This window comes from Lysobacter sp. 1R34A, from assembly GCF_051217035.1.
In the GTDB taxonomy this organism is placed as follows: domain Bacteria; phylum Pseudomonadota; class Gammaproteobacteria; order Xanthomonadales; family Xanthomonadaceae; genus Lysobacter.
In genome coordinates this window covers 31,164-43,814 of record NZ_JBPKJP010000025.1, presented here as the reverse complement: position 1 = coordinate 43,814, position 12,651 = coordinate 31,164, and the positions used below count along the sequence as shown (strand labels likewise).

11 protein-coding genes are annotated in these 12,651 nt (G+C 68.9%); 5 read left to right on the top strand and 6 right to left on the bottom strand.

The genetic code is table 11. The features are described 5' to 3' along the window. From ACSAMQ_RS08775 to ACSAMQ_RS08755, 5 genes are all read left to right on the top strand, one after another. Positions 1 to 1,977: SpoIID/LytB domain-containing protein (locus tag ACSAMQ_RS08775; RefSeq protein ID WP_435395275.1), on the top strand; the 1,977-nt coding region annotated here is incomplete at its 5' end. Between the two features lie 62 nt (positions 1,978 to 2,039). Further along, positions 2,040 to 2,828 (top strand): peptidoglycan DD-metalloendopeptidase family protein, encoded by a 789-nt coding sequence (locus ACSAMQ_RS08770; protein WP_435395274.1) that lies wholly within the window; start codon positions 2,040 to 2,042, stop codon positions 2,826 to 2,828. A 153-nt stretch (positions 2,829 to 2,981) separates the two neighbouring features. Next, on the top strand, positions 2,982 to 3,890 hold the full coding sequence (locus ACSAMQ_RS08765) for a HEAT repeat domain-containing protein (RefSeq protein WP_435395273.1): 909 nt from the start codon (positions 2,982 to 2,984) through the stop codon (positions 3,888 to 3,890). Between the two features lie 520 nt (positions 3,891 to 4,410). Beyond that, complete coding sequence (locus ACSAMQ_RS08760; RefSeq protein ID WP_031371060.1) at positions 4,411 to 4,620, top strand: cold-shock protein; 210 nt, start codon at positions 4,411 to 4,413, stop codon at positions 4,618 to 4,620. 277 nt (positions 4,621 to 4,897) lie between these two features. Beyond that, entirely contained in the window at positions 4,898 to 5,449 is a 552-nt protein-coding gene (locus ACSAMQ_RS08755; protein ID WP_435395272.1) for a DUF6630 family protein, read from the top strand. Between the two features lie 121 nt (positions 5,450 to 5,570). Here the strand turns inward: ACSAMQ_RS08755 and ACSAMQ_RS08750 are convergent, their stop codons facing one another. The 6 genes from ACSAMQ_RS08750 to ACSAMQ_RS08725 all read right to left on the bottom strand — a co-directional run bounded on the left by ACSAMQ_RS08750 (position 5,571) and on the right by ACSAMQ_RS08725 (position 12,462). Beyond that, complete coding sequence (locus tag ACSAMQ_RS08750) at positions 5,571 to 6,614, bottom strand: glycosyltransferase (protein WP_435395271.1); 1,044 nt, start codon at positions 6,612 to 6,614, stop codon at positions 5,571 to 5,573. Continuing rightward, positions 6,611 to 7,936 carry a condensation domain-containing protein gene (locus ACSAMQ_RS08745; protein ID WP_435395270.1) on the bottom strand — a complete coding sequence of 442 codons (1,326 nt, stop codon included), beginning with the start codon at positions 7,934 to 7,936 and terminating at the stop codon, positions 6,611 to 6,613. The genes ACSAMQ_RS08750 and ACSAMQ_RS08745 overlap by 4 nt, the downstream gene beginning before the upstream one ends. Before the next feature lie 170 nt (positions 7,937 to 8,106). Next, entirely contained in the window at positions 8,107 to 9,729 is a 1,623-nt protein-coding gene (locus tag ACSAMQ_RS08740; RefSeq protein WP_435395269.1) for an N-acetylmuramoyl-L-alanine amidase, read from the bottom strand. A gap of 448 nt (positions 9,730 to 10,177) precedes the next feature. After that, complete coding sequence (locus ACSAMQ_RS08735) at positions 10,178 to 10,495, bottom strand: hypothetical protein (protein WP_435395268.1); 318 nt, start codon at positions 10,493 to 10,495, stop codon at positions 10,178 to 10,180. Between the two features lie 25 nt (positions 10,496 to 10,520). Continuing rightward, positions 10,521 to 11,006: a pyridoxamine 5'-phosphate oxidase family protein gene (locus tag ACSAMQ_RS08730; protein WP_435395267.1), complete on the bottom strand. Its 486-nt coding sequence runs from the start codon at positions 11,004 to 11,006 to the stop codon at positions 10,521 to 10,523. Between the two features lie 172 nt (positions 11,007 to 11,178). Further along, a complete protein-coding gene (locus tag ACSAMQ_RS08725) occupies positions 11,179 to 12,462 on the bottom strand; it encodes an MFS transporter (protein WP_435395266.1) in 1,284 nt (427 codons plus the stop codon). Between the last annotated feature and the right edge of the window lie 189 nt (positions 12,463 to 12,651).

Genomic DNA, 12,651 nt, shown 5'->3' with positions numbered 1-12,651 from the left:
CATAACGCCACCGCCAGCCGCGCGCTGGAGATCCGCGTGCGCGACAGCGTCAGCGGCCGCGCGCTCGAATCGCACCTCGTCGTGATCGCGCGCGGCGCCGCGGCGCGCGTGCACGACCTCGGCACCACCGCCCGCGGCGGCCGCGTCGCAGACCTGAGCGAAGGCCGCTATGAGCTGATCGCCAGTGCGCCGGGTTACGACAGCCTCAGCACCCGGATCGAAGTGGATGCCGCGCCGGTGCTGCCGCTGACCGTGTGGCTGTCGCCGTCGACGCCGTCCGAGGCGCTGGACCTGCTGGCGCTGAAGGCCGCGGCCTGCGCGCAGTGCGCGGTGTTCAGCGGCCACGTCTACGACCGCAGCGGTCGGCCGCTCGCCGGCGCTCAGGTGCGCAGCAGCCAGGGCGCGCGTACGAGCGCCGACGGCGACGGCTATTTCGAGTTGCCCGCGCAGCTGCCGCGCGCCCTGGCGCGCGACAGCGAGGCTTTGCCGGCGACCATCGAGATCAGCGTCAGCGCCCGGGGTTATCGCGACCAGCGCCTGACCGGCCTGCCGCTGCTCAACGACAGCCGCCATCTGATCGTCGACCTCGACGCCGGCGCCGGGTCGGAAGTAGTCGTCGACCGCAGCCACGTGCAAGTGCGCGCGCGCCAGCGCGAAGACCAGCAGCGGCCGCGTTCGGCCGCCGATGCCTTGCAGGCCGAAGCCGAGGTCGCCGCCGAGCAGGACGCGGGGCTGGATCCGTCGAACCCGGCTTCGCTCGCGACCGCGCAACGCCTCGCGGCGCAGGCGGCCAGTGTGCCGGTGCCGTCGAGCATCCGGGTCGGCACCAGTTGTTCGGGCCGTTCCTGCACCGGCGTATCGGTGTATGGCTTCGAAGACTATGTCGGCCGCGGCCTCGACGAAGAATGGATTCCGTCCTGGGACGCCGATTCGCTCGCCGCCGGCGCCGTCGCCTACCGCAGCTATGCCGCCTACTACGTCGCCCACCCGGTCAACAGCCGCTACGACATCTGCAACAGCACCTCGTGCCAGGCCTTCAACGCCGACAGCGTGTCGGCGACGGTCGCGGCCGCGGCGGCCACGCGCGGCGTGCTGCTGACCCGCGACGGCAGGACCGCGGCCTTCAGCGAGTACTCCTCCGAGAACAACGCCTGGGACGACCCCGGCGACGGGCTGTCCTGCGTCAACAACGACCTGAGTTGCGGCAACGGCCGCAACGGTTCCCCGCGCAACAACTGGCCGTGCCTGTCCGACGAGGTCGGGCGCAATCGCGGTTGCTTCGGCCACGGCCGCGGCATGAGCCAATGGGGCACCCAGCGCTGGGCCGCGAACCACGGCCGCGACTGGCGCTGGATCGCCAACCATTACTTCAACAACAACAACAGCCCGGGCGGCATGCGCAACGCCTTCCTCGCCAACGAGAGCGGCGTTCCCGGCGGCGGCGCGCTCGTGCTCGACGGCTTCGAGAGCGGCGTCGGCCATTTCGCCAGCGCGCCGACCGCCTCGGGGAGCACCGCCGGCGTATCGACCGCATCGCTGGCGCAGCAGGACTGCGCCACGCGCAAGAACGGCAGCTGCTCGCTGCGCGTATTGCTCAAGGACGATCCCGCCGTGGCCACCGCCTGGGCGGTGCGCCTGCTGTCGGGCGGCGGCACGCCGGCCAACAACGTCGAGCTGGTGCGCAGCGGCGGCAAGGTCGGCTTCTGGGTCTACACCGGCGCCAGCGGGCTCAGCGCGAGCCTGAGCATTGACGACAGCGACGGCACCGAGCGCGCGGTCGGCCGCGCGATCCCGAGCGGGCAGTGGACCTGGCTGGAATGGTCGCTCGGCGACGCCGCGCAGTGGAACGCCTGGGCCGGCGCCAGCAACGGCACGATCGACGCCGCCAGCGTGCGCCTGGATGCGGTCTGGTTCCTGCGCGATCAGACCAGCTACGACGTGAATCTCTACCTGGACGACGTCCAGATCGTGCACTGAACCCTTCAACCGCGTCGCGCCGTCGGCAACGGCGCGGCCTTCACCGATGGAGTACCTCCGCCATGAACGCAGTCACCGCAAAACGCTTACGACTTCGCGGCCTGTCCGCGCTGTTCGCCTTCGCCGCCTTGTTCGCCACCGCCGCCGAAGCCGCTCCGAACTTCCAGATGCCGTTCCCCTGCGGCCAGACCTGGGCCGGCCAGACCCGTTCCAACCACCGCCCGCAGAACGCGGTCGACTTCAATCGCGCCAACGACGAAGGCGACACCGTGGTCGCCTCGGTCGGCGGCACCGTCAGCGTGGTGCGCAACCTCGGCGACACCAGCTACGGCAAGTACGTGGTGATCGACCACGGCGGCGGCTGGAGCACGCTGTACGCGCATCTGAATTCGTACTCGGTCTCGGTCGGCCAGAGCGTCGCCGCCGGCCGGGCGATCGGCACCGTGGGCAACACCGGCGGCTCGTTCGGCGCCCACCTGCACTTCGAAGAGCGCCTGAACGGCACCGCCCAGCGCATCCGCTTCAACGGCGCATTGATCAAGTACTTCGACGAAAGCGGCAACAGCACCAACTACACCAGCCGCAACAGCTGCAGCGGCGGCACCGGTTCGGGCACGGTCAACACCAACGGCACGCCGCTCAACGTGCGTTCCGGCCCCGGCACCTCGTACTCGATCGTCGGCAGCCTCGCCGACGGCACCGCGGTGACGATCCAGTGCCAGACCACCGGTACCTCGGTGACCGGCACCTACGGCACCAGCAACATCTGGAACCGGATCGGCAGCGGCCGCTTCATTCCCGATGCCTACACCTACACCGGCTCGGACGGGCGCGTCGCACCGCCTTGTTGATAGATGCGGTGGCGGCGATCCGTCCGCCCTCGATGGCCCCTCTCCCGCCGACGGAGAGGGGTCGTGTTGCGCTCGTGTCGGCGGATGGGCCGCCCCGGTGCGCAACGGCCGCCGCGTTATCCTGCGACGAGGTTTTGCCGGTTTGAAATGCGTATGAAACCCAGCCAGGTGCTGATGATCGCTCTCGTCTCGGCCGCCCTGGGCGGCGCGCTCGGCGCCCATCTGGCGCGCCGCGAGGGGGCGGCCGTGCCGGCCGCGAATGCGCCATCGTCCCCGGCACCGGCGACGCACCCGGCGGCCAGGATCGATGCGGCGACGAGCCCGGACTACCTGGTGCTCGGCAACGAACGGATCAGTTTCGAATCGCTGCGGCAACGCGCCAGCCGCGATCCGGCCTTCCTGCAGAGTCTGTTGCAGCGCTACCGCAACGAACGCGACCTGGCCGCCCGCGGCGAACTGCTGGCCCTGCTCAATGCGGTGTCGGGCGAGGAGGTGTTGCGCTTCGCCCTGTCGCTGGCCGCCAGCACCCGGCCCGAGGACGAGCGCGACGGCCTGGAACTGTTGCGCGGCTACTCGATGGACCGGCCGGAGGTCCGCCAGACCCTGTTGGCCAAGCTGGAACGCGGCGGCGACCCGCAGCGCATGGGCGAACTGGTGGCGATGCTGACCCCGGCGACGATGCCGAGCGAGGACGCCGCGCCGGTGGTCGCCGAACTGGCGGCGCTGGCCCGCCACCCCGACCCCAACCTGCGTGCGCAGGCGGTGCTGCAGCTCGCCCAATGGGACGACGGCGAGCAGGTCGAGGACCTGCTGCACCGCGCGATCCTCGACAGCTCGGCGGAAGTGCGTGCGAAGGCGATCGCCGGCGTGCAGGGGTCGGGCATCCGCAGCGACCGCCTCAAGGAGGCTCTGCTCGCCATCGCCGCCGACCCGGCTAGCAGCGCGGCCGACCGCGGCGCGGCGACCTTCGCCCTGCAACAGTTCCGCCTCAACCGCGCCGAGTACGGGATCTGGCGCCGTGCCCAGGCGCAGGCCGACGAGGACGGCGGCGAAGGGCGGTGAGGCCCTTGGCGGGGTGTCGGCCGGGGTGCGCTGCGGGTGGTTTGGCGCGAATCGGGGTTCCAGGGGCCGTCCGGGGGCGAGTTCGCCTCCGCTTTGTCGGCCCTGTGGCATCAGCGAATATGAACGTCGTTCAGGTTGGATGCAGCGAGCGGATTTCGTTTATCCGGTGCCAATGCGTTCAATCGCCAGAAATAAAATTGTAAAATCGATATAAATCAATAGGATGAAGGCGCGCCGCCCATCTGTCGGGGCGGTTCTGCGCAGCACGGCGGCCGAAGGCATGTTCCAAACCGTGCGCTGGATCGCCTAATCGAATGAACGCGGATACGTTTCTCCAATTGATTTTCCCTCTCGACGCCACTACGGTGTACGAGCTGAGTTCGTCAAGGGTCACCGTAGGTCGTGACCCGATGCCGTAGATCGCTGATCCACTCCATCGTTCCACCTCGCTTCCTCCTTGCAACCAGCCCCAACGCCGCGAAAGCGGCATTCCAACACAACGTTTCAAGGAGTAAGCAACATGTCGGATCGTGAGATCGGTACTGTCAAGTGGTTCAACGACGCCAAGGGTTTTGGTTTCATCAGCCGCGAGAGCGGCGATGACGTGTTCGTGCATTTCCGCGCGATCCAGGGCCAGGGCTTCAAGAGCCTGCAGGAAGGCCAGAAGGTCTCCTTCGTCGTGACGCAGGGCCAGAAGGGCCTGCAAGCCGACCAGGTGCAGGCGGTCTGAACCCTCGGGTTCAACGCTGACCTCGCTGCCCGCCGCAAGGCCGGGTGGCATCGGGAAGCCCGGCGCAAGCCGGGCTTCTTCGTTTTGGGGCCCGGCCATGCCGGGTCATCCGTTTGGGGCCCGTCCGTGCCGGGTCTGTTCATTCCGAGGCCGAGCAGGTCGCGCCTCTGGGTTCCAAGGCCCGCGGTGCCGGGCCCGACCGCATCCGTCCCTCGCTCCGGCTTTCCAATCCGGCCGCCAGGTCGCACCATTTCCTACCCCACAGCGACCAAACGCCATGAGCGCACCCGATAACGACTCCGACTACGAAGGCGACGAACTCCTTGAGTTCGCCGGCGGCGACAGCGACGAGGAGCTCGACGAAGAGGCCCTGGTCTGGCAGCTGCTGTTGCTGATCAACCCCGGCGACGAGGACACCGCGCTGCAGCAGTTCGCGCGCTACCGCGAAGCCTGCGAGGACGATGCCGACGCCGAGCCGGCCGAGACCATCCAGGAGGTGATCGACTGGACCTCGGGCTATCGCGTCGACTGGAAGGACACCGGCTCGTTCGTCGATGCGATCGCGCAACTGGCCTCGCGCTGGAACCTGCGCGTGGACTGGGGCGTGGAAGACCCGACCGACGAGGAGTTCCTCGATGCCACCGACGTGCCCGAACTGATGGGCAAGGCCTTCGTGCGCCTGCGCGAACACGGCTACACCTTGTGGAACCGCGACACCGGCGCCGACATGTACGCCGGCTGGATCACCCTGCGCCGCGACGACGAGAACATGGAAGCGGTGGCCGCCGCGCTCGGCATCGACATCCGCCTGGGCAGCGACGCGTATTGATCCGCGGGTCGCGGCAAACCGTTCCCGCCCCGCTTCGGGGCAGGAGCGGCGCGAGCCGCGACCACGACCTCGCAAAAGCTCGCGCCCGCTTCGACCGCTTACGGAGTCGGGCGCATGCCTCTCAATGCCGGCAGAACGCCGCCAATCGCGGGTGGCGTTCCTCGAATGCCCCGAGCCGGCCGAACACGCCGTCGAAATAGCCGACCGCGATGGCGACGATCTTGCGCAACTTGTGTTCCTCGCACACCAGCACGCACAGCACCTGGTGCAGGGTCAGCAACTCGATCAGCCAATGCACCGACCAGCGCGAAGCGTTCGAGCGCAGCGCGTGCACGGCGTTGCGCGAGGCGTAGTAGCGGCGCCAGGCGACGTGGTTGCTGGTGGAAAATATCCCGCGCTTGACGAAGCGCCCGACCTGCTGGCGCATCTCGACCGCGGCGTTGACGTAGACCGGGATGCCCTGGCGGGTCGCGCGCAGGCCGTACTCGATGTCGACGTATTCGATGAAGTAGTCCTCGCGGAACGCGCCGAGCTCGCGATAGGCCGCGGCCGAGATCGCCGAGCCCGAGGAAATCACGAACAAGGTGGGGATCAGGCCCTCGCGGCGATCGTCGATCCGTTCCGGCCGCGGCATTCGCCCGGCCGGCGAGAACACCGGCAGGTAGCGGCCGAGGTTGGCCTCGAACACTTTCGGCCCGAGCACGAAGGCCTGGCTGTCGACCCGGGCGCAGGCCTGCATCATCTCGGCGAAGAACTCCGGCCCCAGTTGCGAGTCCTGGTCGAGCAGGAACACCACCTGGCAGCCGCGCGCAAGCAAGGCCTCGACGCCGCGGTTGTAGGCGCCGGAGATGCCGCCGGCGTTGCGGTTGAACAGCACCTCGATGCCGGCGCCGCGCAGGCGTTCGTGCAGGCCGGTGTCGGCCTCGGGCGAGTTGTCGATCGCGACGACGTGGCGGCAGGCCGCATGCGCGTGGTCGAGGTGAATCAAGTGCGAGGCGTCCGGATGCCAGAGCACGAACACCACGCCAAAGGCACGGGGATCGATCGCACGCGGATCGATTGCGCGAGGATCGAGAGCGCGCGCGGCCTGGGCCGGCTCGACCGCGCGGTCGCCGGGTGGCGGTCCGTAAGGCGTGTCCGCGCCGAGGTCGCGGTCCACCTTCATGCGGCTTCCCGCACCGACAGGATGTCGGTCTCGGCCGGCTTGGCGGTGCGGCCGCGCTCCCACAGCGAGGCGACGACCTGGTCGCGGATCGCTTCGGCCTGCTCGCGCGGCAACGAGTGCTCGTCGGACATGAAGCTGAAATCCAGTTCGCCGGCGAAGCCCGACATCAGCACCGAGGTGGTGGTGCGCCAGGGCAGATGCAGGCTCGGGCTGTACACGCTTTCCAGGTGGAAGCCATGATAGTCGCGCGGCATCTCGATGCGGCCGACGTTGGACAGGGTCACGTCATAGGCATCGAGATCGGAGCGGCGTTCGGCGATGAACTGGTCGAACACCGAGTGCAGCAGCTCCAGGCCGATGAAGAACTCGTAGACGTTGCGGGTCAGGCGTTCGATGCGCTGATTGAGGCGGGCCTTGAACGCGCGCGCCTGGGCCCAGTAGCCGGCTTCGTCGATCTGCTCCGGCGGGGTGCGGTTGTCGAGCGCGACGATGGCCCCGGGCGCAGACGCGAACAGGCTGTCGGCGCTGAGCCGCGGCAGGAACTTGCGGATGTCGACCGGCACGAACACCTTGCCGTTGGCACGGTCGCCGCGGATGGTGCGGAACGCCAGCGAGAACGCGACCGCGATTGCGGCGAACACGGTTACGCCTTCGGCGCGCGCGCGCTCGGCCAGGGCCTGGCTGGCCTCGCGCGGCAGCTTCCAGCGCAATACGTAAAACTCGCCTTGCGGCACCGGCGCGCGCTTGCGCCGCACCGCGAAGAACAGGCGGAACGCCATCGCCTTCCAGCGCGCATTGCGCTGGGCGCGGCGGTCGTTGAGCACTTCCGCGGGCAACAGATCCTCCATGCCGTTGACGCTGCTGTGGCGGCCGATGTCGAGGTCGGGGCAGTCGCACAGGGCCAGGGTTTCGCGCAGCAGGGTCACCATCGACAGGCCGTCGCAGATGCAGTGGTGGCAGGTCAGCAACAGCTCGCCGCCGTCCTGGTCGTAGACCCAGACCGCGCGCATCAGCGGCGCGCGCTCGCTGGCGAAGGCGGTCTCGCGTTCGACATGCGCTTCGCGCTGCCAGTCCTGGTCGCTGTCGCGCACGACCAGGCGCAACGGAATCGGTGCGGGATCGTCCTCGAGCACGATCTGCGGCGCGTCGCCGTCGAGCACGGCGCAGCGCAGCATCGGATGCTTGAGCTGGATGCGGTCCAGCGCGTGGCGCAGTTGCGCCGGGTCGAGGCGGCCGCGGATGCGCGCGGCCTGGACCAGGGTGAACGGGGTTTCGCGGTCGACGTACATGATCCGCTCGCACAGCATCATCTTTCGTTTCATCGTGTTCTCGAGATCGGGTGACGCCAGCCGGGCGCTCGAGCGCGGCTGGCCAGGGGAACTCGGTGCGGCCGTCAGCCGCTGTGCGGTGCGGCTCCCTCGCCCGAACGGGACGAGGGAACCGCGGCGACGCGCCCGCCGGCGCGACCGGCAGCCGCAATCAACGGTCGCGGTCAACAGTCAGGAATCACCGCGCCGTTGTTGTCGCGCGCCTCGTCGTTGCCCCAGCGGCTCAGGTAATACGCCGACACCCAGGCGCCGGCCGGGCCGACGTCGAGATCGGTCTTGAGCCAGTAGTGGTTGTAGCTGGTGCCGACGCGCACTTCCTGGCCCCAGGCCTTGCAATAGACGTAGTTCGTGCCCTGGTAAAGGGTGCCGACCGGAGTCAGGGTCGATGGCCATTTGTACCCGGTGGCGTTGGCGAAAGTGTCGACCCAGTACTTGCCCGGCGGGTTCGGCGTGCCGCCGCCGTTGATCAGGCTGTAGTAGCTCGACCACGGAAAATACTTGCCGGGGTCGTAGCGGTTTTCGTTCTGGGTCAGCATGCCGTGGCCCTTGATCCGCACGCTGTCGGGCACCAGATGCCAGCTGTCGTAGCCGGGGCCGTTCCAGGCCGTGCGGCAATCGATGCCGCGGCGCGCGCACAGGCTCTTGGTCAGGCGCGCGGAGGCATTGAGCATCGCCGCCGACCAGTTGCCGGCATCGGCGGCGCGGCCGTCGTGCTCGATGCCGACGGTGTAGTAGTTGTGGTATTTCGCGTGCCAGGCCTGGCGATTCTCCGACACCATCTGGGTGATCTGGCCGTCGGACTTGCGAATCAGGTAATGCGCCGACACCTGCGCGCTCGGGTTCTGGAACCAGGCGATCGAACCGGCGTAGGAGCCTTCCATGGTGTGCAGGATCACCGCGCTCATCGCGTTGGAGGCGGTGCTGTAGTTGCTCGGACTGGCCGGGTTCCAGATCGCCTCGCCGAAGTCGACCGCCTTGGCGCCGACCTCGGTAGCCGGCCGCGCCGGCCGACCGCCGAGTTGCCCGGCGAGTTGATCGGCGAGCGCGCGGTCGACCCGCACGCGGTCGGCGCCGGCGTCGAGCAGCAGGGCCGGCGCGCGCAGCTTCTGCAATTGTTCGGCGTCGAAGGCGCGTTCGAGCTGCAGCGGTTGCGCCGGAATTTCGACGCCCTGCGCGCTGACGCCGCGTTCGAGGGTCTGCAGCACGCCGTAGGCGAAGCTTTGGCGCGCGTAGTCGGCGATGCCGCCGCTGGAAGCGCCGTAGCCGGCGTAGCGCGCCAGCACCGGCGCCAACGCCTCGGGCCCGGCGAGGGCGCGGCTGCGCCGCTCGCCCTGGGTGGCGGCGAGCGCCCGGTCGAGCAGGGCGGCGCCAGCGAGGATATTGCTTTGCGGGTCGTCGATGACCTGCTGTGCGCTGCGCCCGATCAGACGCGCGCCTTCGCCGACCTGATCGGCGAAACCGCCGCCGTGGTACAGGCCCATGACCCCGTAGGAACGCGGCATGTGTACGTCGCGTGGGTTCTGCGCCTCGGGGGCGACGTGGTTCCAGCCGGTTTCGGCGTAAGCGATGGCTTCCAGCGAGCCGGCCGGCAGGTTCGGATAGCGCGCGTAGGCGCGGCGAAAATACTCGGGGTACGACGCGCGGCGGGCTTGCGCCAGCACCTGCGCCTGGGTCTTGTCGAATTCGAAACGCAGTTGGTCGAGGTCGGGACGGCCGGCGGCGCCGGCGAGCGCCGAGGTCAGCAGCAGCGAACAGCCCAGGGCTGCGGCGAGTGAGTGCACATGCATCGAACGATCTCCTTCGGAGTATGTAGTCCGTGGAAAGCCGCGTATGGATCCCGTTCGTTCATTGTCGTGAGCAACCGCAGGGTTTACGTGACCCGTTGCCGGAAACAGGCGCTTTGCGATGCGCCGTTCTGTGCCGGCGCTTCCAGTCCGGCGTTGTAAGGCGCGCGACGCCGGATATTTCAGTTCGATGAATGCATTGCTGCGGCGTACGGACGGACGCCGATCGCCGCCCGCTCGGGCGGCGCATTCGCAGTCTCATCAAGCCTGGCCGCGTTCGACGACCGGCATCGTTGCAGTCGAGTGGGGCGGCCGATGCGCTTGGCGCGAGGCCGGTGTTGCCTAGCCGTTCAGAGGCTCGGAAGTGCGCGCATGGCGTGCGCCAAGTAGCTACGCGCAGCGTGGATGCGCGCCGCGCCGGGGCCTGCAAGTCGATGCATGCGAAGTCGGGTCAGGAAGAGCCGTAGAACCAAGCCGCGTAGGGCGTGTTCTTCACCAGCCGCCGGTTCAGGTCGGGCGAGCCGTCCTGCCACCAGACCGAGCCGCGTTCGCCGAGCGCGACTTTGGCGGCATGAACGCGTGCGCGGGCTGCGCGCAACGCGTCGTCGTCGATGGCCGCGCGCACGGCGCGGCGCGCGGCCATCAGTTCTTGTACCAGCGTCTCGCGCTGCTCGGGCGACAGGTGCGGATTGGTCGCACGCCAAAGCCGTTCGTTGACCACCAGATATCGGCCGTCCGGCGTCCGCCGGGGTGTGGCTGTCGAGCCCATCGAGTCATGTCCGCCGGGGCGCGCCTCAGCGCAGGCTGACCTCGGCGACCTTGTCCTGATAGTCCTTCTTCGGGTCGACGCCGAGCAACAGTTTCACCCCGGCGAGCAGGTTGTTTTCGTTGAGCCAGATCTCGGCGCGCTCGGCATCCAGGCGCAGCAGAGTCAGTTTCGGATCGTCCTTGCCGCCTTCGAACCAGGCGGCCACGAACGGATTCCACAGGCGGTCGATGACGGCGCGGTCGCGATCGACGCTCAAGCTGCCGGAGATGCTTGCGAACAGATCGTGGTCCTTGGCCGAAAACGCGGCGATCGCGCGGTGGCTCGAGGTGAGCTGCTGGGCGAGGGCATTGTCGGTCGAGGTGAAGAACCACAGCGGGCTGCGGTCGTCCTCGAACTGCGCGGTCATCGGCCGGGTATGGCTGTCGTCGACGCCGTCCAGCCCGAGCATCACGGTGCGGTCGGATTTCAGTGCCTTCCAGAACTTGGCGGCGAGTTCCTGTTCGGTGTGCATGGTGGTCCTCCGAGGTGGGGAAGTGCTGCGATCGAAGCAGGATTCCAACCTAGGTCGGGCGATGTAAGCCGACGGTGAAACGCATGTGAGCGCGCGCACGCGCTGGCTTCCCGCGGGCCGATTCGGCGCTGCGATCGCGCGTTCACCTGCTCTCGACGTGCGCGCGCCGGTCTTACCAGCTGTCTTCGAGCATGCGCGGTTTGCACGCCAAGTAGGCGCCGACGATCAACACGACGAGGCAGGCGCCGAGCATCGCGAACGGCCACAGCCAACCGTGACTGAGATCGTGCAACCAACCGAACAACAGGGGACCGAGGCAGCTGAGGGTGTAGCCGAGCCCCTGCATGAAGCCCGACAACGCGGCCGAGCCGGCCGGCGTGCGCGTGCGCAGGTTGATCAGGGTCAACGACAACGGGAAAGTGCTCGGGCCCAGGCCGATCAGCGCGACCCACAGAAAGGTCAACTGCATCGGCGCGAGCAGCAGGCCGGCGAAGCCGCCGAGATAGGCCAGCACGCAGGCGATCACGATCGGGAACGGGTTGGCGATGCGCACCGCGAGCGCCGGCATGCACAGCGCGCTGATCATGCCGAGGGTCGAGAACAGCGCGACCATGCTGCCGCCGAGCGCGGGGCTGCCGCCGGCTTCGATCAGCAGCTTCGGCAACCAGGTAAACATCGAATAGGTGACGAGCGAGGTCATGCCGAACATCAGCGCCATGCCCCAGGCGACCGGCGAACGCCAGACCCGGCCCGGCGCGGCGGCGGCCGCGGACGCGCTCAGTTCGGGCGCTTCGTCGCCGAGGCAGACCGCATCGTCGTGAGCCCGGGCGAGCGCGCGCGCCTGCGCCGAGCGGCCGCGCGCTTCCATCCACAACACCATGATCCACGGCAGCGCCGCTGCCACCGCGACCAGCGACCAAGAGCCCAGCGAGGTGCGCCAGCCGGCGGCGTGGGCCAGCGGCACCGCCGCCAGCGCCGGCAGGATCGTACCGAGCTGCAGCACGGTGATGTAGGCGGTGCTGACCGTGCCGACGCGGTCGGCGAAATAGCGTTTGACCAGCGGCGGCAACACCACGTTGCCGATGCCCATGCCGGCCAGCGCCAGCGCCGAGGCCATCAGCAACTGTCCGGTGCCGCCGACGAAGGCGCGCGCGAGCAGGCCGAGCGCGGCCATCGCCATCGCCAGCAAGGCGGCGCGTTCCAGGCCGATGCGGTGGGCCAGGGCCGGGGTGGCCACGCCGAACAGCGCGAACGCGGCGGTCGGCACCATGCCGAACACGCCGGTCATGGTCGAGCCGAAGCCGAACTCGCGCCCGAGCGCGTCGAGCAAGGGGGTCAGCGAGGTGACCGCGGTGCGCAGGGTGAACGCCGACAGGACGATGCCGATCAGGACCCAGGCGCGTCCCTGCCACAGCGGGCGTGCGATCGGGGCGGGGACGGCGAGGGTGGCGCTCATGGCAGGGGTCGTCGGTAAAGCGCGCGCCGGCGTGCGCTGCACGCGGCCCGCTCGGAAGCTGGAATCGTCGGCGCCGCCGTGGGCGACGCGCCCGCGGCCGCGGGCAGGCGATGGTGAGCGGACAGTGTGGCCAGTCGCTCCGGCCGGCGCCAGCACCTGCGCGGCAACGGTCAGTTGCGGCAAAGTCGC

Excerpts from the sequence above, each read along its gene's own strand:
- ACSAMQ_RS08770 (WP_435395274.1), top strand. The coding sequence starts at position 2,040 with ATGAACGCAGTCACCGCAAAACGCTTACGACTTCGCGGCCTGTCCGCG.
- ACSAMQ_RS08765 (WP_435395273.1), top strand. The coding sequence starts at position 2,982 with ATGAAACCCAGCCAGGTGCTGATGATCGCTCTCGTCTCGGCCGCCCTG.
- ACSAMQ_RS08760 (WP_031371060.1), top strand. The coding sequence starts at position 4,411 with ATGTCGGATCGTGAGATCGGTACTGTCAAGTGGTTCAACGACGCCAAG.
- ACSAMQ_RS08755 (WP_435395272.1), top strand. The coding sequence starts at position 4,898 with ATGAGCGCACCCGATAACGACTCCGACTACGAAGGCGACGAACTCCTT.
- ACSAMQ_RS08750 (WP_435395271.1), bottom strand. The coding sequence starts at position 6,614 with ATGAAGGTGGACCGCGACCTCGGCGCGGACACGCCTTACGGACCGCCA.
- ACSAMQ_RS08745 (WP_435395270.1), bottom strand. The coding sequence starts at position 7,936 with ATGAAACGAAAGATGATGCTGTGCGAGCGGATCATGTACGTCGACCGC.
- ACSAMQ_RS08740 (WP_435395269.1), bottom strand. The coding sequence starts at position 9,729 with ATGCATGTGCACTCACTCGCCGCAGCCCTGGGCTGTTCGCTGCTGCTG.
- ACSAMQ_RS08735 (WP_435395268.1), bottom strand. The coding sequence starts at position 10,495 with ATGGGCTCGACAGCCACACCCCGGCGGACGCCGGACGGCCGATATCTG.
- ACSAMQ_RS08730 (WP_435395267.1), bottom strand. The coding sequence starts at position 11,006 with ATGCACACCGAACAGGAACTCGCCGCCAAGTTCTGGAAGGCACTGAAA.
- ACSAMQ_RS08725 (WP_435395266.1), bottom strand. The coding sequence starts at position 12,462 with ATGAGCGCCACCCTCGCCGTCCCCGCCCCGATCGCACGCCCGCTGTGG.